General features: G+C 34.9%; 16 protein-coding genes and 3 riboswitches. Of the genes, 14 read left to right on the top strand and 2 right to left on the bottom strand.

All coding sequences use genetic code 11. The features are described from left to right. The first annotated feature begins 62 nt into the window (after positions 1–62). The 4 genes from ACQKNI_RS21220 to ACQKNI_RS21205 all read left to right on the top strand — a co-directional run bounded on the left by ACQKNI_RS21220 (position 63) and on the right by ACQKNI_RS21205 (position 7536). Positions 63–1727, top strand: coding sequence for a glycoside hydrolase family 13 protein (locus tag ACQKNI_RS21220; protein ID WP_088231781.1), 1665 nt, complete (start codon positions 63–65; stop codon positions 1725–1727). Between the two features lie 207 nt (positions 1728–1934). Continuing rightward, positions 1935–3572: a PTS transporter subunit IIBC gene (locus ACQKNI_RS21215; RefSeq protein WP_088231780.1), complete on the top strand. Its 1638-nt coding sequence runs from the start codon at positions 1935–1937 to the stop codon at positions 3570–3572. A 4-nt stretch (positions 3573–3576) separates the two neighbouring features. Beyond that, positions 3577–4368 carry an endonuclease/exonuclease/phosphatase family protein gene (locus ACQKNI_RS21210; protein ID WP_088231779.1) on the top strand — a complete coding sequence of 264 codons (792 nt, stop codon included), beginning with the start codon at positions 3577–3579 and terminating at the stop codon, positions 4366–4368. Between the two features lie 306 nt (positions 4369–4674). Beyond that, complete coding sequence (locus ACQKNI_RS21205) at positions 4675–7536, top strand: YhgE/Pip domain-containing protein (protein WP_098841161.1); 2862 nt, start codon at positions 4675–4677, stop codon at positions 7534–7536. 296 nt (positions 7537–7832) lie between these two features. On the opposite strand, the gene ACQKNI_RS21200 is transcribed toward ACQKNI_RS21205, so the two are convergent. Next, positions 7833–8537 (bottom strand): glycosyltransferase family 2 protein, encoded by a 705-nt coding sequence (locus ACQKNI_RS21200; RefSeq protein ID WP_240522867.1) that lies wholly within the window; start codon positions 8535–8537, stop codon positions 7833–7835. A gap of 518 nt (positions 8538–9055) precedes the next feature. Between ACQKNI_RS21200 and ACQKNI_RS21195 the strand changes: the two genes are divergently transcribed. From ACQKNI_RS21195 to thiE, 4 genes are all read left to right on the top strand, one after another. Next, a complete protein-coding gene (locus tag ACQKNI_RS21195) occupies positions 9056–9883 on the top strand; it encodes a glycosyltransferase family A protein (RefSeq protein ID WP_098357424.1) in 828 nt (275 codons plus the stop codon). Positions 9884–10198: 315 nt separating this feature from the next. After that, a complete protein-coding gene (gene topB, locus ACQKNI_RS21190) occupies positions 10199–12388 on the top strand; it encodes a DNA topoisomerase III (protein ID WP_088231776.1) in 2190 nt (729 codons plus the stop codon). 132 nt (positions 12389–12520) lie between these two features. Continuing rightward, positions 12521–12633, top strand: a riboswitch (TPP riboswitch). 70 nt (positions 12634–12703) lie between these two features. Continuing rightward, the gene (gene thiM / locus ACQKNI_RS21185) at positions 12704–13513 is read left to right on the top strand and encodes a hydroxyethylthiazole kinase (protein ID WP_088231775.1); all 810 of its coding nucleotides are present in this window, start codon (positions 12704–12706) and stop codon (positions 13511–13513) included. Between the two features lie 15 nt (positions 13514–13528). After that, entirely contained in the window at positions 13529–14188 is a 660-nt protein-coding gene (gene thiE, locus ACQKNI_RS21180; protein ID WP_088231774.1) for a thiamine phosphate synthase, read from the top strand. An 88-nt stretch (positions 14189–14276) separates the two neighbouring features. On the opposite strand, the gene ACQKNI_RS21175 is transcribed toward thiE, so the two are convergent. Then, positions 14277–15590, bottom strand: coding sequence for an anaerobic C4-dicarboxylate transporter family protein (locus tag ACQKNI_RS21175; protein WP_098841160.1), 1314 nt, complete (start codon positions 15588–15590; stop codon positions 14277–14279). Between the two features lie 281 nt (positions 15591–15871). Then, positions 15872–15956: riboswitch (cyclic di-GMP riboswitch) on the top strand. Between the two features lie 141 nt (positions 15957–16097). Here ACQKNI_RS21175 and ACQKNI_RS21170 point away from each other — a divergent pair. The 6 genes from ACQKNI_RS21170 to ACQKNI_RS21145 all read left to right on the top strand — a co-directional run bounded on the left by ACQKNI_RS21170 (position 16098) and on the right by ACQKNI_RS21145 (position 22893). Further along, positions 16098–17834 carry a methyl-accepting chemotaxis protein gene (locus tag ACQKNI_RS21170; protein WP_088231772.1) on the top strand — a complete coding sequence of 579 codons (1737 nt, stop codon included), beginning with the start codon at positions 16098–16100 and terminating at the stop codon, positions 17832–17834. A 61-nt stretch (positions 17835–17895) separates the two neighbouring features. After that, a riboswitch (TPP riboswitch) is annotated at positions 17896–17997 on the top strand. Between the two features lie 101 nt (positions 17998–18098). Next, positions 18099–18419 carry an MTH1187 family thiamine-binding protein gene (locus tag ACQKNI_RS21165; protein ID WP_088231771.1) on the top strand — a complete coding sequence of 107 codons (321 nt, stop codon included), beginning with the start codon at positions 18099–18101 and terminating at the stop codon, positions 18417–18419. Then, positions 18391–19164, top strand: a complete 774-nt coding sequence (locus ACQKNI_RS21160; protein ID WP_140417426.1) for an ABC transporter permease — start codon at positions 18391–18393, stop codon at positions 19162–19164. Before ACQKNI_RS21165 ends, ACQKNI_RS21160 begins: the two co-directional genes overlap by 29 nt. Next, the gene (locus tag ACQKNI_RS21155) at positions 19161–20159 is read left to right on the top strand and encodes an ABC transporter substrate-binding protein (protein ID WP_427282676.1); all 999 of its coding nucleotides are present in this window, start codon (positions 19161–19163) and stop codon (positions 20157–20159) included. Before ACQKNI_RS21160 ends, ACQKNI_RS21155 begins: the two co-directional genes overlap by 4 nt. After that, on the top strand, positions 20156–20905 hold the full coding sequence (locus ACQKNI_RS21150) for an ABC transporter ATP-binding protein (RefSeq protein WP_088231768.1): 750 nt from the start codon (positions 20156–20158) through the stop codon (positions 20903–20905). The genes ACQKNI_RS21155 and ACQKNI_RS21150 overlap by 4 nt, the downstream gene beginning before the upstream one ends. A 443-nt stretch (positions 20906–21348) precedes the next feature. Further along, on the top strand, positions 21349–22893 hold the full coding sequence (locus tag ACQKNI_RS21145; RefSeq protein ID WP_098841159.1) for an ABC-F family ATP-binding cassette domain-containing protein: 1545 nt from the start codon (positions 21349–21351) through the stop codon (positions 22891–22893). The last annotated feature ends 445 nt before the right edge of the window (positions 22894–23338 follow it).

Genomic DNA, 23338 nt, shown 5'->3' with positions numbered 1-23338 from the left:
TGATAGTGTTACGAAAACGTTTGCATAAATTTTCCGATGGGATGCAAAAGGAGAGAATTATTATGAATAAGACATGGTGGAAAGAAGCGGTTGCTTATCAAATTTATCCACGTAGCTTTATGGATTCAAATGGTGATGGTATTGGAGATTTACAAGGTATTATCGCAAAACTGGATTATTTAAAAGATCTAGGTATAGATGTAATTTGGATTTGCCCAATGTATAAGTCACCTAATGATGATAATGGTTATGATATTAGTGATTATCAAGATATTATGGATGAGTTTGGTACAATGGCAGATTTTGATGCTTTACTAGATGAAGTTCATAAGCGTGATATGAAGCTTATTATTGATTTAGTTATTAATCATACGAGTGATGAACATCCATGGTTTATTGAATCTCGTTCATCTAAAGACAATCCGAAGCGTGATTGGTATATTTGGCAGGATGGTAAAGATGGCGTAGAACCAAACAACTGGGAAAGTATTTTTAATGGTTCGGCATGGGAATATGATGAAGTAACAGGACAATATTATTTACATTTATTCTCGCGTAAACAACCAGATTTGAACTGGGAGAATAAAGAAGTTCGCGAAGTATTATATGATACGGTTAATTGGTGGCTGGATAAAGGAATTGATGGTTTCCGTGTTGATGCGATCAGCCATATTAAAAAAGAAGATGGCTTCAAGGATATGCCAAATCCAAAAGAATTAAAATATGTACCATCTTTTGATAAGCATATGAATGTGGATGGTATTCAACCTTTATTAGAAGAGTTAAAAGAAAATACATTTTCTAAGTACGACATTATGACTGTTGGTGAAGCAAATGGCGTTAAGATTGAAGATGCTGAGCTTTGGGTTGGAGAAGAGCAAGGTAAATTCAATATGGTATTCCAGTTTGAACATTTAAGCTTATGGGATGCAGAAAAGAAGAAAGATCTTGATGTTGTAGGATTGAAAAAGGTATTAACGAAATGGCAAAAAGGGTTAGAAAATAAAGGGTGGAATGCTTTATACATCGAGAATCACGATAAGCCACGTATCGTTTCAACGTGGGGAGATGATAAACAATTTTGGCGTGAAAGTGCAACAGCTCTAGGAGCGATGTATTTCTTTATGCATGGTACACCGTTTATTTATCAAGGACAAGAAATTGGTATGACAAATGTTCAATTCCCAAATATTGAAGATTATGATGATGTGGCAATTAAAAACTTATATCGTGAGAAAATTGCAGAAGGAGTATCACATCAAGATATGATGGAAATTATATGGGCTTCTTGCCGTGATAATTCACGTACACCTATGCAGTGGAACGATGAGATGAATGCAGGCTTTACAATAGGTGCACCTTGGTTTGGTATGAATCCGAACTACAAAGAAATTAATGTTGAGAAGCAAAAGAATGAAGAAAACTCTATTTTCAATTTCTATAAAAAAATGATTGCCTTGAAAAAAGAGCACGATGTATTGAACTACGGTACGTACGATTTACTTTTAGAAGATGATACGCAAATTTATGCATATACTCGTACATTAAACGATGAAAAAATCGTTGTAATTAGTAATATCTCAAAAGAGGAAGCTGTGTATAATGAGAGTTCATTCGCACTAGAACGCAAACGTTTGCTCTTAAATAACTATGAAGTTGCGGAACATGAACAAGTAACTTCAATCACGTTAAAACCTTATGAAACAAGGGTTTATCGCATTTCATAATAAAAAAGGGTGCTCCTGGAGCATCTTTTTTTATGAAAAAAAATAAATTTCTATTGCAAAGTGAAAACGCTTTTATTAAAATAGATTTATGAAAACGGTTGCGTAAAGAGATGAAAATAAAGTTCTGTAAGGAATCGTTTTCACAAAAGAAACAGAAATTATAATTTAAATCGTTATGTTGTTATAAATAAAGGGGAGGAAGAACAGATGAAAATTACGTCTTTTGATTTTTGGCAAAAGTTCGGGAAAGCATTATTAGTTGTTGTAGCTGTAATGCCAGCAGCTGGTTTAATGATTTCTATCGGTAAGTTAATTGGGATGTCTGCTGGGGATATTAACGCAGTTCATACAATTGCTCGCGTAATGGAAGACATCGGTTGGGCAATCATTACGAATCTACACATCTTATTCGCAGTAGCGATTGGGGGATCTTGGGCGAAAGATCGCGCAGGTGGTGCATTTGCAGCACTATTAGCATTCGTCTTAACAAACAGAATTACAGGAGCTATATTTGGCGTAAATACTGAAATGTTAGCGGATTCAAAAGCGACAGTGTCTTCAGTATTAGCAGGAGATTTACTTGTAAAAGATTACTTCACTTCTGTACTTGGTGCACCAGCATTAAACATGGGAGTTTTTGTAGGGATTATCACAGGTTTCTTAGGAGCTACTTTATATAACAAATATTATAACTATAACAAACTGCCACAGGCATTAGCATTCTTTAACGGAAAACGATTCGTACCATTCGTTGTAATTGTTTGGTCTACAGTCACTGCAATTGTATTATCACTTTTATGGCCATTCATCCAAAGTGGATTAAATGAATTTGGTCGCTGGATTGCAGCTTCAAAGGATAGTGCGCCAGTTGTTGCACCATTTGTATACGGAACGTTAGAGCGTTTATTATTACCATTTGGATTACATCATATGTTAACGATTCCGATGAACTACACAGAGCTAGGTGGAACATATACAATGTTAACTGGCTCAAAAGTTGGACAAGTTGTAGCAGGACAAGATCCATTATGGCTTGCATGGATTACAGACTTAAATAACTTATTAGCAAGTGGAGATACGAAAGCATATAACGACTTATTAAATAACGTTGTACCAGCTCGTTTCAAAGCCGGACAAGTTATTGGTTCATCAGCAGCTTTAATGGGTATCGCATTCGCGATGTTCCGTAACGTAGATAAAGATAAGCGTGCAAAATATAAACCAATGTTCTTATCAGCTGCATTAGCAGTATTCTTAACAGGTGTTACAGAACCGATTGAATTCATGTTTATGTTTATTGCACCAGTATTATATGTTGTATACGCAATTACAACAGGTCTTGCATTCGCATTAGCAGATGTAATTCATTTACGTGTTCATGCATTCGGATTTATTGAGTTAATTACTCGTACACCAATGATGGTTAACGCAGGTTTAACAAGAGACTTAATCAACTTTGTTATTGTTTCATTGGTGTTCTTCGGTCTTAACTTTACATTATTCAATTTCTTAATTAAAAAATTCAATTTACCAACACCAGGACGTGCAGGTAACTATATTGATAATGAAGACGAGTCATCAGAAGGAACAGGAAATGTACAAGATGGTTCATTAGCAACAAAAGTTATTGATTTATTAGGTGGAAAAGATAATATTGCTGACGTAGATGCTTGTATGACACGTTTACGTGTAACAGTAAAAGATTTAGATGTTGTTGCGCCAGAAGCACAGTGGAAACAAAATGGTGCTTTAGGACTTATTGTAAAAGATAAAGGGGTACAAGCAGTATATGGCCCGAAAGCTGACGTATTAAAGTCAGACATTCAAGATATGTTAGGTGCGTAATAATATGAAATTGCTAACTTTAAATTGTCACTCTTGGCAAGAAGAGAATCAAATGGAAAAGATAAAATATCTTGCTAAAGTCATTCAAGAAGAAGAGTATGATGTCATCGCATTGCAAGAAGTAAGTCAGTCGATACAGGCTGGAAATGTATGCGGTAACAAGAAAGAAGATAATTTTGGACTTTTACTATTAGAAGAGTTAAAAGCGTTATATGTAAAAGATTACAATATTACTTGGGATTTCTCTCATATTGGTTATGATGTGTACGAAGAAGGATTAGCGATTATAACAAAGCATACTATTATAAAAGAAGATACGTTCTTTGTATCAGAAAACAAAGATACAACGTATTGGAAAACACGCAAAATTGTAAGTGCAACAATTGCTTATAATGGTAAGAATATAACGTTTTACTCTTGCCATCTCGGTTGGTGGAATGATGAAGAAGAGTCATTTAAAGGTCAAGTTGATCGTTTGATGGAGCGGGTAAATAGCAATGAACTTTCCTTTTTAATGGGTGATTTTAATAACAATGCTCGTTTGGAAGGCGAGGGTTATGAGTATATGATGCAAAAAGGTTTGTATGACACATATGAACTAGCAATAGAGAAGGATGAAGGAACAACTGTCCAAGGCGAAATTGCTGGTTGGGATGAAAATAAACATAATTTGCGAATCGATTTAATACTGTGTAACCAAAATAAAACTGTTCGTTCTTCAAAAGTTATTTTTAATGCTACAAACCGAAACGTAATTTCAGATCATTTCGGTGTAGAAGTTCAATTAGATATATAATAGAAGAAATCCTCACAGATAATAAAAATCTGTGAGGATTTTTTTAGAAATACAAGTATTTCCAAGAGAAAATACTTGTATTTTTTATGACATTTCCTATATATTTGTTGTTACTGAATGTAAAACCGATTCGGTCATTTTGTATTCATGTTTTTACTTACTTCGTTATATAATAAAGTAAGTGAAATATTTAATATGGAAAATAGTGCATTTTCGTTTAATCCACGATGTAGAAAGTGATATAATTGCAAAATGTGTGCATCATTTTCTAAAGAAGGAAAAATATATAATTAGGTGATAACTTATATGAAACAAATTTGGCGTATTTACAAAACAGATTTACGGAATGTGGCCAAACATTGGGCTGCAATTGTTATTGTATTAGGTTTGATGGTTCTACCATCGTTATATGCATGGTTTAACATTAAAGCTTCTTGGGATCCTTACGGAAATACGAAAGGAATTCAGATTGCAGTTTCTAACCAAGATGCTGGGACAAATTTAAGAGGAAAAGATATTAACATTGGGGAAGAAATTGTAGATTCACTTAAGAAAGACAAAAATTTTGGGTGGAAGTTTGTTGATGAAAAGCAAGCAATTTATGGAGTAGAGCATGGAGATTATTCTGCAAGTATTACTATCCCAAAAGATTTTTCGGAAAAGATTGCAACAGTCTTGAATGAAAATCCAGAGAAACCGGAAATTGATTATTACGTAAATGAAAAGGTGAATGCCATTGCACCGAAGATTACAGCTAAAGGTGCATCGGGTCTTACAGAAGAGATTAGTAAAAACTTTGTTAAAACAGCAAACGGTGAGATTTTTAAAATCTTCAATGAACTTGGAATCGATTTAGAAACTAACTTACCGAGTATCGAGAAAGTAAAAGATCTTGTATTTAAATTAGAAGCTCAGTTCCCAGAAATGAATACACTTATGGATAAGGCGTTAGATGATGCGACTCAAGCCGAAGATATTGTAAAAATAGCACAAAAAGATTTACCTGTTGTAGAGAGTGTAATAAATGATGGGCAAGAAGCGTTGGCAAATTTAGATAAGTTCTTTGCGAACCAAGATCAAACGTTGAAAAACGCTCCAGGAACGATAAGAAATGATTTAGTAGTAGCAAAAGGCGTTATGGATAGTGCAGCTGCATTTACTGACTTTTTAATGAATCCAGGTGTAGACTTAAGTATTCCAGATTTGTCTGGAATGAATGGATTACCTGAATTCCCTGCAAGACCAGATCTCTCTAAGTTGAACAGTGATGGTTATAAGAGCATAGCGCAAAATATTAATCAAACAGTCAATAATGTTTTAAGTTCAGCCCGTGCAGGAACAGCGTATGGGAAAAGTGTTGTAAATGGATTGCAAAATGGAAAATTTGATCCAGAACAAGCAAAGAAAGATTTAAATGCTGTATCAGATCAATTACAAGCTCGCACAGATGGCATTGCGTATCTTATTAATTTCTTTACTGAACTTCAGAAATCCGTGACGACTGATTTTGGTAAAAACTTTTTCCAAGGACGAGTGGATCACTTAACTAAGCTTAAAGATGGTATGGAAAATGCGAATAACGGAATTAAAGATGTTGTAAATGCTATCGGTACAGGACAAGAAGTAAAGAAAGATGTAATAGATGTAGCAAATCAAAAATTAGATGCAGCAAATGCATTAATTGATCAAGCTGAAAAAGATTACAATGAAACATTTGTAGCAGATTATCAAAAAGCAGTTAGTACAGTAGATCAAGCTAAAGTAGATGCGAATGCAGCATATGATAATGCGAAAGCAGATTACGATAAAGCGAAAAATGGCCTTGAAGGTGCAAAAGCAGATTTACAAAAGGCAAAAGAAGATATAGAAAACAAAGGTATTAACGGTTTAGATTCAACAAAAGTAGCTTTAAACAGCTTAAATGGTCAATTCCAATCTGGCATCGGCTTAATTAACGATATGATTCCAGTTCTAGAAAGTACAAATAAGGTTTTAGCAGATGTGAATAGTGACAAAAACCTTAATAATGGAATTGCAAAGTTAAATAAAGCGAAAAGTAGTTTACAAAAAGGTGTAGACGCAACGAATAAGGGAATTACCCTTATTAACAATGGACAGAAGCCTACAAAAGATGTAATTGAAAGTATTAATAACGCTGCGAAAGACGGGTCAGCTCAATTAACAGATGTATTATCGACGTATGATTCAGAAATTGTACCAGGCTTCAATACAGCTATCGCTCGTACAAAAGAGATGTCGAAAAATACAACTCAAATTTTAAATGATGCAGACAAAAAGCTTCCAGATGTGAAGAAGTTACTAGAAGATTCATCAAAAGGCTTAGTAGACGGTAGAAAGAAATTAGCAGATATTAAAGCTGAAATGCCAGCTACTGAGAAAAAGATTAAAGAATTAGCAGATAAAATTCGTGATTTTGAATCAGAAGAGGATATAAAAGACATCATACGCTTATTGAAAAATGATGTTGAAAAGCAAAGTGATTACTTTGCGAATCCAGTAAATTTAAAAGAGAATAAATTATTTGCAATGCCGAACTACGGTTCAGCGATGTCACCATTCTATACGGTGCTTGCATTATGGGTAGGCGCGTTGTTAATGGTTTCATTATTAACGGTAGAAGTACATGAAGAGGGTGCAAATTATAAGAGCCATGAAATATACTTCGGACGTTTACTAACATTCTTAACGATAGGTCTTTCACAGGCATTTATCGTATCGATGGGGGATATATTCCTACTCGGTACGTACGTAGTCGATAAATTCTGGTTTGTGTTATTTAGTTTATTTATTGGAGGAGTATTTGTTTGTATCGTGTACTCACTTGTTTCTATTTTCGGAAACGTTGGGAAATCGATGGCAATTATTTTACTTGTACTGCAAGTAGCAGGATCGGGTGGTACGTTCCCAATTGAAATGACACCACCGTTCTTCCAAATGATTTATCCATTCTTGCCATTCACGTACGCAATTAGCGCAATTCGTGAAACTGTAGGTGGAATGCTTTGGGATATAGTAACTAGAGATTTACTCGTGCTAACTGCTTTTGTAGTTATTATAGTTGTGGCGGCATTAGTACTGAAAAAGCCAATTAACAAATCAAGTGAAAAGTTTGTTGAGAACGCAAAAGGAAGTAAAATTATTCATTAAAAATAAAAGGATCCTACCGAGAGTGGTAGGATCCTTTTCGTTTACTCAAATTTTAAGTTATTTATTGGTTCTTCTTCTTTTTATTGGTGAACATCTCTTATATAAAATAATTTCTCTCTATACTGTGCTTCAGATTTACTGTGACACCTCAAAGTAATAGGAGGTTGATAGTGCTGCGGTCTAAACAAGATTTCCTTTTTCATACTGATCGCACATCTCCTGTAGGGTGATAGTATCATTGTGTTCAAGATGTAAAGGTTCATTGTACATGTGTTATATTTTTGGCACCAGAACCATTAGTCTTCCCATTTCACTAGATTGGGATTAGGATCTAATATAGAGTCATATTGTTCCTTCCATCCATATATGGCATCAGGATCTAGCTTTTTATAGCGATTATATTTCTTTTTGCGGTCATTTTCTTGAGCCCATCCATAATGTTTTATTCTGGATGAATGACATATATAAGGAAAATGCGAAATGGTATTGGGAAATCTTCCGCAATGTAAAGGGATATTGTTCCAACTATACGTTAATTCATCACGATATCTTATTAAAAATGGACGATAATAATGATGAGCTTTCCAGTAATCGTCATCTCTATAGTGGGTCTCTGACCACATATCATATAGTCGAAAGTAAACCGCATCATAGTGACTATGAGTTAAGATATTTCCTATTTCTTGTTCGAAATTAGGTTCGAAAATTTCGTCTGCATCTAAATTTAAAATCCATTCAGGTTTCAATTTTACAGCTTCTTCCCATTGTTTTTGACGAAGCTGTACCTCATTTGTAAACAGAGAATTTTTATTTTCTATAAGTGTATAGGGAGTATTTTTTAATAGTTTTTTACATAATTCTACTGTTCCATCTGTACTTGCATCGTCAATAATCACCACATGGTCTACAAATGGCAAGTGATGTTCTAATGCTCTCTGCAGATAACGATTTTCTTCATTTTTAACCACCATACTTAGAAGAAGTCTAGGTTTTGTAATCACTTGAATCTCCTCTTTCCGTTTTAGTTCATATTTCTTCTGTTACTGTTCAAAGGACTTAATAAGCTGTAGCATATTTATCTATGTTTTTCTACGATTAGTATAGATATTCCAAGGTTACTTACACCTATAATATGTATGTGGTTCGGAATGTTAACTAAAGTCTTTTTTTCAAAAGGTCATATTAATATGCCTTCCAGGTCTTTAACAAATATATATAAACTGCTAAAAAGCAATGACATTATATTTGTTCATATCTAGAATTTGCTGGAATGTATCATTTTTCGACAGAATACTTTTTCTTTAAAAATATTGAATTGTGAAACGCCCATTTTAAGTGAGGTAGTGATACGATTCGTGATCTAATCCATCCGATTATAAATGATTGTTCTCTGTTTTGAATGTACTCATTTCTTTGAAGGATATTGTTAGCTGTAACCTAATTTATAGGTTATTTTCTGCATCAGAACCATATACATTATAAAAAACAATGATTTATTGTGATAACAAGGAGGATTACAATGAAAAAAAGAATAATAATTGGAAGCCCCATTCATCAATCCCCTTTTATTTTGGATGAATTTCTCTTTTCATTAACAAAATTAAATACGGAAAATTTTGTTGTGCATTATATCTTTTTTGATGACAACGAGGACCAAGCTTCCAAAAACCTATTGGATCAATTTTATAGAAATAATACAGACGTTACTATTTTACGAGACCAAAATCTCCCCCCAGAATCTTATTATAAGGATGAAAATACTCATTATTGGCCCGTAAATCAAGTTTGGAAAGTAGCTGAAATGAAGGATAAAATCATTGATTATGCAAAAGAAAATCAGTATGATTATTTATTTTTAGTCGATTCTGATTTGGTTCTTCATCCAAACACTTTACAACAATTGATTGAATCAAAAAAGGACATTATTTCAAATATTTTTTGGACTAAATGGGTAGCTAATGGTATAGAAATGCCGCAAGTGTGGATGACGGATGTATACACTTTTTATAAAAACGAGGGGAAAACAACATTAACTCCAGAAGAAGAAATAGCAAAAAACGAAGAATTTTTGAATATGTTAAGACAGCCAGGAATATATAAAGTAGGTGGACTTGGAGCGTGCACTTTAATTAGCCAAAAAGCAATACAAACTGGAGTGTGTTTCAAAGAAATTCCTAATGTATCATTTTGGGGAGAAGATCGGCATTTTTGCATACGTGCCATGGCCATAGGATTAGAATTATATGTGGATACACATTATCCAGCGTATCATATTTACCGTCAATCGGATTTAAGTGGATTGAAAAACTATAAGGAAAATAACGGATTGACTGTGAGAAAAGAATGATGATTTCATCTAATGTTTTCTCTAATCATGCTTGGATGTTTGATGTATCGACTCCGGTTAAGAAGCGGTTTAAGACAGTCGCGGATTGAAGCATTGAATATAAAATATTATTTATAAATGGATTAAGTGTTATTCAAAACAGCAAGTGGTAGTTACTCCAAAACAGTTTAATGAGGTTTATAGAGAGAATGAGAAATTGAAACAAGAAGTAGGGATTCTTAAACAAGCTATGCCAAATAGAAGGGCTTCTTTACTTTTCTTCCTGAAAACTGTGGTATATTAAACGGTATATAGTTAGTAAAGGAGTTTGAATAAATGGCAAAGAGTGTAGTAATTGCTGAGAAACCATCAGTTGCACGTGATATAGCAAAAGTATTAAAGTGTACAAAAAAAGGTAATGGATTTTTAGAAGGTGACAAATACATTGTGACTTGGGCTCTTGGGCATTTAGTGACGCTTGCAGATCCTGAGACTTATGATAATAAGTATAAAACATGGAATCTTGAAGATCTTCCAATGCTTCCAGAACGTATGAAATTAGTTGTTATAAAACAAACGGGAAAACAGTTTAATGCTGTAAAACATCAACTTAGCCGAAATGATGTTAATGAGGTGATTGTGGCTACTGATGCAGGAAGAGAGGGTGAATTAGTAGCACGTTGGATAATTGAAAAAGCAAGAATAAATAAACCAATTAAGCGTTTATGGATTTCTTCTGTAACAGACAAAGCAATTAAGGACGGTTTTAACAATTTAAAACCAGGTAAAGCATATGAGAATTTATACGCTTCAGCTGTCGCACGTTCCGAAGCTGACTGGTATATCGGTCTTAACGCGACTCGTGCTTTAACAACTCGCTTTAATGCTCAGCTGAATTGTGGTCGTGTACAAACACCTACTGTCGCTATGATCGCTAGTCGTGAAGATGAAATTAAGAACTTCAAAGCTCAAACTTACTACGGCATCGAAGCGCAAACAACGAATCAATTAAAACTAACTTGGCAAGATGCAAACGGTAATAGCCGTAGTTTTAATAAAGAAAAAATTGATGGTATTGTAAAGAATCTAGATAAACAACATGCTATTGTTACGGAAATCGATAAAAAGCCGAAGAAGTCATTCTCTCCTGGTCTTTACGATTTAACTGAATTACAACGTGATGCAAATAAAAAGTTTGGTTACTCTGCTAAAGAAACGTTAAACATTATGCAGAAGTTATATGAACAACATAAAGTGCTAACATATCCTCGTACAGATTCACGTTACATTTCATCCGATATCGTCGGAACACTTCCAGAACGTTTAAAAGCATGTGGCGTCGGAGAATACCGTTCTTTAGCACATAAAGTACTACAAAAGCCTATCAAGCCTAATAAATCATATGTTGATGATAGTAAAGTAAGCGATCATCACGCAATTATTCCGACAGAAGGATATGTTAACTTCTCAGCCTTCACAGATAAAGAACGTAAAATTTATGATTTAGTTGTAAAACGTTTCCTAGCAGTGTTATTCCCAGCATTCGAATATGAGCAACTAACGTTACGCACAAAAGTTAGTAATGAAACGTTCATTGCACGAGGAAAAACAATTCTACATGCCGGTTGGAAAGAAGTATATGAAAATCGCTTTGAAGAAGATGATGTAACGGATGACGTAAAAGAGCAGCTTCTACCTCACATTGAAAAGGGCGATACATTAAGTGTAAAGCTACTTATGCAAACATCAGGTCAAACAAAGCCACCTGCACGATTTAACGAAGCGACTTTACTTTCAGCGATGGAGAATCCTACAAAATATATGGATACGCACAATAAACAACTTGCTGATACATTAAAATCGACTGGCGGATTAGGTACTGTAGCGACACGTGCAGATATTATCGACAAGCTATTCAATTCATTCTTAATTGAAAAACGTGGTAAAGATATTCATATTACTTCAAAAGGTCGTCAGTTACTTGATTTAGTACCAGAAGAATTAAAATCTCCTACATTAACTGGTGAATGGGAACAAAAGCTTGAGGCTATCGCAAAAGGTAAATTGAAAAAAGAAGTATTCATTTCTGAAATGAAGAACTATACGAAAGAAATTGTTTCTGAAATTAAATCGAGTGATAAAAAATATAAACATGACAACATTTCAACGAAGTCTTGTCCAGACTGCGGTAAACCGATGCTAGAAGTAAACGGTAAAAAAGGCAAAATGCTCGTATGCCAAGATCGTGAATGTGGTCACCGTAAAAATGTATCCCGTACTACAAACGCGCGCTGCCCGCAATGTAAAAAGAAATTAGAATTACGTGGTGAAGGTGCAGGCCAAATTTTCGCATGTAAATGTGGCTATCGTGAGAAATTATCAACATTCCAAGAGCGACGTAAAAAAGAATCAGGTAACAAGGCTGATAAGCGTGACGTTCAAAAATATATGAAACAACAGAATAAAGAAGAAGAACCATTAAATAACCCATTCGCAGAAGCATTAAAGAAATTAAAATTTGATTAAATAAAAAGAATTGTCCTTCTAAAGTTTTGATGGGCAATTCTTTTTTATTGTATACAATTTAAATTAACAAATATGGAAAGGTAAAGAACTTGTTATTTTATTAGAATAAGAGTAGACTTTGAAATAGATGAATAATAAACACATGGGAGTTTGTGGATGCAAACTGAGAGTATGACTATTAATCCGTCATTGACCATTTGAACCTGTTGGATAATGCCAGCGTAGGGAGAGTGTAAAAGCACATATTCAGACACTTTGCGTACGCAAAGTGTCTTTTTGTGTATCTCCCACCATTATAGTTAGGAGATGAAAAAAATGAATGTACAAGAAATTAGTAAAGTAGTGGATTTAGTAAGAGAGTCTAATCCGCTCGTTCATAATATTACAAATGTTGTTGTCACAAATTTTACGGCGAACGGTTTGTTAGCGTTAGGGGCATCGCCTGTAATGGCGTATGCAAAAGAAGAAGTAGCAGAAATGGCTAGTATTGCTGGAGCTCTTGTTTTAAATATGGGAACACTTCGTCCTGAAGAAGTAGAAGCGATGTTACTTGCGGGTAAATCAGCAAATGTGAACAATGTACCAGTACTGTTTGATCCAGTTGGCGCAGGAGCAACGTCGTATCGAACAGAAGTTGCGAGACATATTCCAGCTGAAATCGATTTAGCTGTTATCCGCGGAAATGCAGCTGAAATAGCTAACGTTATTAATGAGAGATGGGAAATTAAAGGGGTCGACGCTGGTACTGGAAATGGCAATGTTGTAAGTATTGCAAAGCAGGCAGCAGACGAATTGAATACAGTGGCGATTATTACTGGAAAAGAAGATGTTGTTACAGATGGAGAGAAAACTGTTCTTATTCGAAATGGCCATCCCATCTTAACGAAAGTTACGGGAACAGGGTGTTTACTAACTTCTGTAATAGGAGCTTTTACAGCGGTAGAAAAAGATTATGTAAAGGCAGCCGCGGCAGCATTAACATTTTATGGAGTAGCAGCGGAACTAGCAGCTGCTAAAACAGTAGAAAAAGGACCTGGTAGTTTCCAAATTGAATTTTTAAATCAGTTAGCAAATACAACTTCTGATGATATTGAGAAATATGGAAAGATTGAGGAACTAGAGTAAGAGGGAGTGAAAGAAATGGCACGCATTGAAATAGATAAAATGTCAAAGCTATTGCAAGTGTATTTTATTATGGGAAGTAATAACTGCATAAAAGATCCGTTAGCTGTATTGAAAGAAGCGTTAGATGGCGGAGTGACACTTTTCCAGTTTCGTGAAAAGGGAGAAGGAGCTTTAACGGGCGAGAAACGTTTACAGTTTGCCAAAGAGGTGCAAGCACTTTGCAAGGAGTATGGTGTACCGTTTATTGTAAATGACGATGTTGAATTAGCCATTGAACTAGATGCAGATGGTGTTCACGTTGGACAGGATGATGAAGGAATTACTTCTGTTCGTGAAAAAATGGGTGATAAAATTATCGGTGTATCTACACATACAATTGAAGAAGCACGCTGGGCAATTGAAAATGGAGCTGACTATTTAGGCGTTGGACCTATTTTCCCAACGAGTACAAAAAAAGACACGAAAGCTGTTCAAGGAACGAAAGGATTAGCTCATTTTAGAGAACAAGGAATTATGATACCGATTGTCGGTATTGGTGGGATTACGATTGAAAATACTGCTTCTGTTATAGAAGCAGGTGCGGATGGTGTCTCTATTATTTCTGCGATTAGCTTAGCGGAATCTCCTTATGAAAGTACGAAGGAGCTAGTAAAGGAAGTAAGGAAGAGTTTGTAGAGTTGCAAAGCGAGTTGTTTCGTTTATTTAAACAAACGTTTGATTAAATAAGCACAAACCTTTTTAAATATAGGTTTGTGCTTTTTATTTAAAACATAATGGAAATTAAGAGCATTCCAATTCCGATAGAAGTAAAGGTTGCGATTAGGCCAGGAATCATAAAACTATGATTTAGTACATATTTCCCGATGCCTGTTGTACCAGTACGGTCAAAGTTAATGGCAGCAACGATTGTTCCGTAGTTTGGAATGAAGAAGTATCCATTTACTGCAGGGAACATTGCAATTAGTAATGCTGGTGGAATACCAAGAGATAGTCCAAGTGGCATTAAAGCACGAACTGTTGCTGCTTGGCTATACAGTAAAATAGATAAAATGAATAATGCGATAGCAAATAGCCATGGTGCACTTGTTACTAAATGCTGAATAGATCCTTGAATCATATTTAAGTTTCCGTTAAAGAAAGTATCTCCCATCCAAGCGATACCGAAAATAGCAACAACTGCTGTTGCCCCCGCTTTAAAGACGTTACCAGACACAATGCTTTCTACATTTGGTTTACAGAAAATAATAATAAGAGCTGCGATAGTTAACATAACCATTTCAATTGTGTTTGGCATAGAAAGGCGAACTAACTTCCCGTCAACCATCCATCCCGGACGAAGTGCTTCAAAGGAACCAAGAAGTACAACAAGGAAAGTTCCTACTAGGAAAAGGATAACGGATAATTTAGCACCTTGTACACCGACAAATTCTTTTTTCTCCTCTAGTTTAGAAATCATGCCTTCTTTTAATCGTTTTAAGTATTCAGGGTCTTCATTTAGTTCTTTCCCCATTTTACTAGCAACGAATGCAGCTACCATACAAGCGATGAAAGTAGAAGGGATACTTACTTTTAAAATATCTAATAAAGTGATTTTATAGTCAGCTAACATTGCTAAAAGAGCAACTGTGGCAGCTGAAATGGGACTAGCTGTAATGGCTTGTTGAGAAGCGATTACGGCAATTGACATTGGTCGCTCGGGTCTAATTCCTGATTCACGAGAGACTTCTGCGATAACAGGAAGTACAGAATAGGCAACATGACCAGTGCCAGCACATAGTGTGAATAAATAAGTAACAATTGGAGCAAAAAAAGTAATACGCTTTGGATTTTTTCGTAATGCTTTTTCAGCTAGATGAACAAGATAGTCCATTCCTCCAGCAGCTTGCAAAGCACCGGCAGCGGTAATTACTGCTAAAATCATAAGCATTACATCGATAGGAGGAGCGGTTGGTTGTAAGTGGAAGACAAAAACAAGTATTGCCATACCAACGCCACCCATTACTCCTAAACCAACTCCGCCTAGACGTGCACCAATAAAAATACAGAGTAATAAGGTAAGAAATTGTAGCCAAAACATGATAAACTACCTCCGAAGTCCATAAGTTAAGATATATTCGAATAGTTTAATTTGAAAGAAAATTAAATGAATATCCGAAAAACTCTCGATTTTTCTACATTTTTTATTATATAACACAAAAAAAGTAACATTCATGCATTTTTTGAAATTATTTCGAAAAAATAATACATTAGAACCCTACATTTATATCTCTAAATAAGTAGACATTTTAATCTGTATGTTGTAATCTTTGAAAGAGAATAATTTAATTCTCATAGAACTCCCATATCGTTCAACTCGTTCAGCGAGAAAGGCAAACTTATGGAAACATGAGGACGCAAAACTACAGGGGCTAAGGTCGAAAGGCTATGCTAGCCAGTTACCGGACGGATAGGGTTGGTCTTGACCAATGCGTTTTTCATTGGTCTTTTTTTTATTTGTAAACAATTGAGAAATGTTATCAGTTATTAAGTGTTTATATTTTGATAGTTTTACTTGATATTAAGTTAATTAAGAAAGGTGATGTTAATGAAAAAATATTGGCATAAGTTATCTTTTCTTCAAAAAAATGTATTGTTAACGGTGTTAGTTATTTTGACGCTTGTTGGTACTATGGGAGCGTTAAGTTTTAACATGTTTCAAAATAGTATGATGTCTATATTTGAAAGGCATTCTTTTGAAACAGGAGATACGGTATTACATAAATTAGACGAAGAGATAGTGAGAGATGTTGCAAAAGACCCAGCGGCAGAAAGAGAAAAGAGAGAGAAGTTAACAGAGAAATTAGATGAATCAACGGAAGAATTGAACAGTGTTGGACAAACGTATATTGTGGGAGCAAAAGAAAATGAAAAAGGCGAGTTACAAATCGTTGGCTTGTCTACAGGCTTAGCAAATGTTGTTGAAGTAAAGCCGGGAGACTATTATAAACAACCAGATCTTTGGATGAAAGCATATGATAAGGTAATGAGCACGAAAAAAGCAAACATGACAGTAGTATATGAAGACGCATTAGGATCATGGGTAACGATATTAGAGCCAATTAAAGATGGAGACGATAATATTGTGGCGATTGTTGCAGCGGATGTAGATGCCTCTATTGTTCCTAGTACAAAGGGAAAATTCATTATACAAGGTTTAATGTTTATTTGTATTTCTGTTTTAATTGCAACTGTTATTCAATTCTTAATTGTACGTAATGCACTTGCTCCATTGCGAGATTTGCGTGAAGGATTGCGCAAAGTCGGTGAAGGTGATTTAAGTGTTAAATTAGAGGAAAGACCAGATGATATTGGTATTATTAATGCGTATTTTAATAATACCATCGAGAAGTTTAAAGGAATTGTAGATAAAGTGAAGCAGACAGCAGAACAGGTTTCCTCATCTTCACAAGAATTGTCAGCGAGTACGAAAGAGAATAGTATGGCAGTTCAAGAAATCGTAAGTTCTATGGTTGGGTTAAGAGCTGGCGCTCAGTCTCAAGAAACTTCAGTACAACAGTATTTAGGTATTGTATATGAAATGGAAGATAAGATGGAAGAGATAACGAATGCTGCAAAACAAATGGCGATAGCATCTGAAGGTATGGAGCATCATTCAGTAGAAGGAAATGGTGTTATTGAACAGGCGATTAATCAAATGGGCATAATACAAAATGCAGTACAAGATTTATCTTCAATTATTTATTCGTTGGAAACAAGATCAAAAGAAATTAGTGATATTGTAACTGTAATTACTGGCATTTCAAATCAAACAAATTTATTAGCTTTAAATGCTTCTATTGAAGCTTCACGTGCTGGAGCGGCTGGAAGAGGGTTTGCTGTTGTTGCCGATGAAGTGCGTAAATTAGCAGAACAAACGGAAGCATCAGCAAAAGATATAGCAAAATTAATAGGGGAAACACAAGCTGAAACGGAAGAAGCTGTTGTTTCAATGCAAAAAGGTTCAAAAGAGGTAGAGTCTGGAATTACGCTCGTTCAAAGTAGTGGCTCCTTCTTTGAAAAAATTTCAAAATCAGCACAATCTGTTACAAATCAAGTTAGAACTGTTTCTAGCAATTCAAGTGATATACTGCAAAATAGCCAAAATATTGTTCGTGTTGTAAATGAACTATCACATATCGCAAATACGTATGCGAATAGTAGTAATATTGAAGAGAGTATGAAAGAACAGGAAATGTCTGTACAAGATATTGCCGAATTAGCTACTTCTTTAAGCTGGCTTTCACAGGAGTTACAAGAATTAATTGGGGAATTTAAAAGTTAAATGAAATGATTATGCACGCTTTTGTTTGTTCAATAAAATAAATCATGCTACAATGAAAACGAATTAAGAACCGGGGAGCCAATTGGCTGAGAGGATGTAAGTATACATCGACCCTCAACCTGATCTGGATAATGCCAGCGTAGGGAGTTACTTTAAAGTGATGTAGCATAAGTTATTATAGAATAACTTGTATACAAGGCTTTCCTACATGGTAGGAAAGCCTTTTCTTTTTTTGGAAAAGTTATATTTAAGGAGGAATTTATTATGTCACAACAAGTTACAATGTCATTTTCAGTAGTACCGCAAGCGAAGAACAAAGATGTATATTCTGTTGTTGATAAAGCAATTGAAGTTGTGCAACAATCGGGAGTTCGTTATGAAGTAGGAGCAATGGAAACAACGCTGGAAGGAGAATTAGATGTACTTCTTGATGTCGTGAAACGTGCACAGCAAGCATGCGTCGATGCTGGAGCAGAAGAAGTGATTACTTCGATTAAAATCCATTATCGTCCAAGCACTGGTGTAACGATAGATGAAAAGGTTTGGAAGTACCGTGATGAATATGCAAAACCAGAAGCAATCTAAACTAATTACAACTATTTGGCTTATCCTTCTCATTGCAATATGGGAAGGATCTGTTTCATTATTTAAAATTGAACCGTGGATTTTGCCAAAGCCTTCTGCCATTGTTCAAGAATTAATTGGGATGAAAGATTTACTATTACCAAATACGATGCAAACGCTGCAGGAAGTTATAATCGGACTGTTTTTTGCGATTTTACTCGGGACGAGCATTGCAATTCTTATGGACGTTATCCCTTTACTTCGTATTTTAATAAATCCGTTACTCGTTATTTCGCAAACAATTCCAATCGTTGTACTTGCGCCCTTATTTATTATTTGGTTTGGATATGGGATGTTGCCGAAAGTAATGGTAGTCATACTCGTTTGTTTCTTCCCAATTGCGCTTAGCATTTTAGAAGGTTTTCAAACAGTAGATAAAAACATGTTGAAATTGTTGCAAACGATGAAAGCAACGAAATGGCAAGTTTACCAAAAAGTAAAGTTTCCAGCAGTGCTCCCATACTTTTTTTCAGGCTTAAAAATTGCAGTTACATATAGCGTAATGGGGGCAATTATCGGAGAATGGCTCGGTGCAAGTGAAGGGTTAGGGGTTATGCTTACGAGAGCAACAAAATCCTTTTTAACTGCCCGAGTATTTGGTGTTGCAGCGATTATCGTCATGGTGACACTATGTCTGTATTTTATCGTGGAGTTTATGGCAAGAATAATAGCACCATGGATATATAGAAAGGACGGTAGGAAATGAAAAAGGGTTTAAAAGTGATGTTAGCTGCTTTATTAGCAGTAGGGGTGGCTGGATGTAATCCGGCGAAGAAAGAAGAAAGTGCAAGTAAAGATCAAAAAGTAAAAGTAGTATTAGATTGGTTTCCAAATACGAATCATACCGGTTTATATGTAGCGAAAGCGAAGGATTATTACAAAAAACAAGGGTTAGATGTAGAAATTATCCAGCCAGGTGATAATGTGACAGCGGAGCAAATGATAGCTTCAGGAAAAGCTGATTTCGCAATAAGTGCACAAGAAAATGTCACATTAGCTCGTGTGGAAGGGATTCCTGTTGTGTCTGTAGGAGCGATTATTCAGCATAACACGTCTGCTTTTGCATCGCTAAAAAAAGATAATATGACGTCACCGAAGGATTTTGAAGGTAAACGTTACGGAGGCTGGGGAGGACCAGCGGAAGAAGCGACGTTAAAAACAATTATGGATAAGCATCAAGCTGATTTTAATAAAGTTGAAAAAATCATTTTAGGGCAAACTGATTTCTTTAGATCAATTGGCCGAGATGCAGATTTCGAATGGATTTATTACGGATGGGATGGAATTGAAGCGAAGCGTCAAGGAAAAGAGTTAAATACGATTATGGTAAAAGATTTAGATCCAGCGCTTGATTTCTATAGTCCGGTTATTATTACGAGTGAAAAACATACGAAGCAAGACAAAGATTTTGTGAAAAAGTTTATGACCGCAACGACAGAAGGTTATAATTTTGCAATTAAAGAACCGAAAGAAGCGGCGGATATTTTAATTAAAGCTGTTCCAGATATAAATAAAGAGTTAGTACAAGAAAGTCAAAAATGGTTAAGTACAAAGTATCAAGATGATGCTAAAGCGTGGGGAGTACAGAAGGAAGAAGTTTGGACGAATTACATGAATTTCTTATATGACAACAAAGTTATTAAAAAGAAAATCGATGTAAAAGATGCCTTTACAAATGAATTCCTTCCAAGTGAAAAATGAGCGGATTACAAATAAAAGATATTGTGAAATCTTTCGATGGAAAGAATGTATTAGCGGATATTAGTGCCTCTATACAGGAGGGAGAGTTTGTCTCTTTTGTAGGTCCAAGTGGTTGTGGGAAAAGCACATTGTTAAATATGATTGCGAGTGTGGAAGAACCAACGAGTGGAGAGGTATTTTATAACGAGGAACATGTAAGAAAACAAGATGTTGTAAGTTATATGCCACAACAAGATTTATTGCTGCCGTGGCGATCTGCTTTGCAAAATATTGTCCTTCCATTGGAGATTGAAGGGAAACCTAAAAAACAAAGATTAACAGAAGGAATGGAAGCGTTAAAACAGTTTGAGTTAGATGAATATGCAAATCATTATCCAGATGCATTGTCTGGTGGTATGCGCCAAAGAATTAGCTTTCTTCGCACATATTTATGTGAAAAACCGATTATGCTCCTTGATGAGCCTTTTGGAAAATTGGATGCATTTACAAAAATGGAAGTACACAGTTGGCTTTTGAATTCTTGGCACCAGGAAAAACAAACAATTGTTATGGTTACCCATGACTTAGATGAAGCAATCTTGCTTTCTGATCGCGTATTTATTTTATCTCAAAGACCCGCATCAATAGTTGGCGAAGTACAAGTCAAATTACCTAGGCCGCGAACGATGGATATGTTAACATCACTTGAGTTAAAGAAGGATAAGGAAGAGATTTTAAGAGTATTAGCTCCTTATATGAAAAAATAGAAAAAAGTCTTTTAACAGTTCTTGGTACAATTGCTGTTAAGAGGCTTTTTTTATAGGAGGAGAAAGATGAAATCTATAGAGAAAATAGTGGATTCATTAACGCCAGATGATTTTGAAGAAGGAACAAAAGAAAAAATAGAGAATAGAATATAACAGAGTAGTTTATACTCTTAATATAATAAATGTTAAAGGGGTGAAAGGATAAAATGACTTTATCAACTGTTCTTCAAATGGTTTTAGCTTAAGACGGGAGAAGTCTGCCTATTTTTAACGATTAAGCTAAATTGAAGACAGCAGGTAAAGAACCTTAATCCTTTCTTACGATAATATGTAATGGGTAAGGTGTATTCACCTTACCCATTTTTATATGCACAATTAAATAAGGCTTTATACTGTTGTTCTCTCTATTTAGCTTATGAATCATAAGTAAAGGAGAGAAAAAAATGAGTATATTAACAGTAGAAAATGTAAGTCATTCGTATGGTGAGAAAACCATATTATATAAGGCATGTTTTCGATTATTAAAGGGAGAACATGTTGGGTTAGTAGGGAAAAATGGAATTGGAAAATCAACGCTGTTACGTCTGTTAACAGGAGAACTTATACATGATGAAGGGAAAATTGAATGGTTTCCGCAGGTGAAGGTAGGATTTTTACAGCAACATACAGATTTACAAGAAGGGATAACAATTGAAGAATACTTGCAAAGTGCATTTTCTAATTTGTATGCGATTGAATGCGAAATGTTAAAAATTACAGAAGAAATGGCTGAAGCAGAAGACGTAGAAAAACTGTTAGTAAGGTATGGAGAATTACAAACTATATTGGAAGGCTCCAACTTTTATCAAATTCATACAGAAATTGAAGAAGTAGCAACGGGTTTAGGGTTGTTTGAAGTAGGGATGAAGAAGGATGTTTCAAAGTTAAGTGGTGGTCAGCGGACAAAGCTGTTACTTGGGAAACTCCTTTTAGAAAAAGCTGATGTTTTATTGCTAGATGAGCCAACGAATTATTTAGATACAGCACATATAGAATGGTTGCAATCCTATTTACAAATGTATGAAAAAGCTTATATTATCATTTCACATGACGAAGTATTTTTGAACAAGATTACAAATGTTATTTATCATCTAGAGGAGCGGGCAATCAAACGCTATGTGGGTGATTATAATAGTTTTGTGCGTAATTATGAACTGCAAAAGAAACAATTACAAGCAGCATATACGAAACAGCAAAAAGAAATTACACAGTTAGAAACATTTATTCAAAAAAATAAAATTCGAAAAGCGAAACAAGCAAAAAGTCGTGAGAAAGTATTGGAGAAAATGCAAAGGGTTGAAAAGGTTAACAATGTACCTCGTGCCCGTTTTGATTTTAATGTTTATGCTGAGCCAGTGAGTCGTATATTACAGGCCGAGAAACTAAGAATAGGTTATAGTGAACCGTTATTTCCAGAATTGGATTTTCAAGTGAAAAAAGGGGAGAAAATAGCGATTGTTGGTCATAATGGCATCGGAAAAACGACAATGTTAAAAACGCTATTAGGGCAAATAAAGCCATTAAGCGGTTTAGTTTCTATTGGAGAGCGGGTAAATCCTGCTTATTTTGCACAGGAAGAATTTGCTTCAGAAATAACGCCATTAGAGAAAGTTTGGGAAGAACGACCAGATATGACAAAGAAAGAAGTACGTCAAGCATTAGCGAAGTGTGGATTGAAAGAAGAGCATGTATTAAAGCCGCTTTGTTTATTAAGTGGAGGAGAACAAACAAAGGTACGACTTTGTGAACTTATCGTAACGAAAAGTAATGTTTTAATTTTAGATGAACCGACTAATCATTTGGACGTAGAAACTAAGAAGGGTTTGCAGGAAGCGTTACAACGATATAAAGGAACGGTCTTAATTGTCTCACATGATCCTTCTTTCTATGAATCGTGGATAACGAAAATATGGAATATAGAAGAATGGAATGCTGAACGATATGAATAAAGAAAAGGCATTAGTTTATAAAAGCTAATGCCTTTTCTTTATGATTAACATGATTTTCGAGAACTTTTACATGAGAAGTGTATGAAGAAACACCCTTATGGTGCGCTTATAAGCGTGCTTTTTCTTTTGTTATGTTTATATTTATAATAATACTAGATGCCCTTCCCTAATAGGCTACTATCTTTCTTTATATATATAGATAGTTTAAAATGGAATGAAAATAATTCCTATATGTAAAGGATAATGTGATTAGTATAGGAAGACAATAGAGCTTAAAGGAAATTCATGTAAACTTCAGATGAACTTCACGTAAACTTCATATTATAAATCGAATATAATTATAATAGGTTATTGTAATATTTACTGAGATTCCTCTGACTTCGTCCTTGATTATATGGGTTTATCAGAAGGAATATCACCCTTTTTTATACAATAGTAATTTTAT

It is taken from the genome of Bacillus sp. NPDC094064 (genome assembly GCF_050279585.1).
Taxonomy (GTDB): domain Bacteria; phylum Bacillota; class Bacilli; order Bacillales; family Bacillaceae_G; genus Bacillus_A.
Note: the sequence above shows the minus strand (reverse complement) of the source record. Positions and strands in the feature narration are given on the sequence as shown.

Bases quoted from the DNA above. Each gene is read 5' to 3' on its own strand.
- ACQKNI_RS21220 (WP_088231781.1), top strand. From the start codon at position 63: ATGAATAAGACATGGTGGAAAGAAGCGGTTGCTTATCAAATTTATCCA.
- ACQKNI_RS21215 (WP_088231780.1), top strand. From the start codon at position 1,935: ATGAAAATTACGTCTTTTGATTTTTGGCAAAAGTTCGGGAAAGCATTA.
- ACQKNI_RS21210 (WP_088231779.1), top strand. From the start codon at position 3,577: ATGAAATTGCTAACTTTAAATTGTCACTCTTGGCAAGAAGAGAATCAA.
- ACQKNI_RS21205 (WP_098841161.1), top strand. From the start codon at position 4,675: ATGAAACAAATTTGGCGTATTTACAAAACAGATTTACGGAATGTGGCC.
- ACQKNI_RS21195 (WP_098357424.1), top strand. From the start codon at position 9,056: ATGAAAAAAAGAATAATAATTGGAAGCCCCATTCATCAATCCCCTTTT.
- topB (WP_088231776.1), top strand. From the start codon at position 10,199: ATGGCAAAGAGTGTAGTAATTGCTGAGAAACCATCAGTTGCACGTGAT.
- thiM (WP_088231775.1), top strand. From the start codon at position 12,704: ATGAATGTACAAGAAATTAGTAAAGTAGTGGATTTAGTAAGAGAGTCT.
- thiE (WP_088231774.1), top strand. From the start codon at position 13,529: ATGGCACGCATTGAAATAGATAAAATGTCAAAGCTATTGCAAGTGTAT.
- ACQKNI_RS21175 (WP_098841160.1), bottom strand. From the start codon at position 15,590: ATGTTTTGGCTACAATTTCTTACCTTATTACTCTGTATTTTTATTGGT.
- ACQKNI_RS21170 (WP_088231772.1), top strand. From the start codon at position 16,098: ATGAAAAAATATTGGCATAAGTTATCTTTTCTTCAAAAAAATGTATTG.
- ACQKNI_RS21165 (WP_088231771.1), top strand. From the start codon at position 18,099: ATGTCACAACAAGTTACAATGTCATTTTCAGTAGTACCGCAAGCGAAG.
- ACQKNI_RS21160 (WP_140417426.1), top strand. From the start codon at position 18,391: ATGAATATGCAAAACCAGAAGCAATCTAAACTAATTACAACTATTTGG.
- ACQKNI_RS21155 (WP_427282676.1), top strand. From the start codon at position 19,161: ATGAAAAAGGGTTTAAAAGTGATGTTAGCTGCTTTATTAGCAGTAGGG.
- ACQKNI_RS21150 (WP_088231768.1), top strand. From the start codon at position 20,156: ATGAGCGGATTACAAATAAAAGATATTGTGAAATCTTTCGATGGAAAG.
- ACQKNI_RS21145 (WP_098841159.1), top strand. From the start codon at position 21,349: ATGAGTATATTAACAGTAGAAAATGTAAGTCATTCGTATGGTGAGAAA.